Origin of the sequence: Streptomyces sp. MBT65, assembly GCF_016612545.1 — a bacterium.
GTDB lineage: Bacteria > Actinomycetota > Actinomycetes > Streptomycetales > Streptomycetaceae > Streptomyces.
In genome coordinates this window covers 1-403 of record NZ_JAENRY010000781.1, presented here as the reverse complement: position 1 = coordinate 403, position 403 = coordinate 1, and the positions used below count along the sequence as shown (strand labels likewise).

At 73.2% G+C, this 403-nt stretch carries 1 pseudogene; it reads left to right on the top strand.

Annotated elements, in window-relative coordinates:
* Positions 1-16: 16 nt before the first annotated feature.
* Positions 17-403 (top strand): annotated as a pseudogene (locus JHN63_RS52080) (hypothetical protein); the annotation flags it as partial.

The following is a 403-nucleotide window of genomic DNA, read 5'->3' as shown; positions in this document are numbered from 1 at the left end:
CCCCTACGCTTGTCCCGTGACCCCCGTCGAGCTCTCCCGTACCGTGCTGTGCGCGGTGCGCCGTGCTGTCGAGGACGGGGAGCTGAGCGTGGTCGTGCCGGAGAAGGTCTCGGTGACCGTGCCGGGGGCCGGTGGGTGGGGGGACTACGCCACCAACATCGCCCTCCAGCTCGCCCGGCCCGCCGGGGAGACCCCCCGCCGTGTCGCCGAGCTGCTGCGGCCGCACCTCGTCGGCGCCCACGGCGTCAGCGGCGTCGAGATCACCGGGCCCGGTTTTCTCAACATCAGTCTCGGGAGTACGGCGTCCATCGGCCTCGTCGAGGAGATCCTGCGGCGCGGACCGCGGTACGGGTTCGCCCACGCCACCGACATCGGTCACCGCGACCTCGCCGGCGGCCAACCC